The sequence below is a fragment of the Rhizobium ecuadorense genome (assembly GCF_001187535.1).
In the GTDB taxonomy this organism is placed as follows: domain Bacteria; phylum Pseudomonadota; class Alphaproteobacteria; order Rhizobiales; family Rhizobiaceae; genus Rhizobium; species Rhizobium ecuadorense.
The window spans coordinates 1-255 of the sequence record NZ_LFIO01000690.1; the positions used below are offsets into that span (position 1 = coordinate 1).

Consider the following 255-nt stretch of genomic DNA (forward strand, 5'->3'; position numbering starts at 1 on the left):
GAAGAAGCGGGCCTGGGACAAACGATGCATCCCCGCCATCTGCTTCACCGATCCGGAGATCGTCAGCGCCGGCCTGTCGCCGGCGGAAGCGAAGGCGCAAGGTTATGAGATTCGCACCGGCCAGTTTCCGTTCAGCGCCAACGGACGGGCGATGACGATGCTATCCGAAGAGGGCTTCGTGCGCGTCGTGGCCCGCGCCGACACCAATCTCGTGCTCGGCCTGCAGGCGGTGGGAGCCGGGGTCTCCGAGCTCTC

At 66.3% G+C, this 255-nt stretch carries 1 pseudogene; it reads left to right on the forward strand.

Going from position 1 to position 255, the window contains the following annotated elements:
- Window positions 1-255, forward strand: a pseudogene (locus AF337_RS12900) (dihydrolipoyl dehydrogenase); the annotation flags it as partial.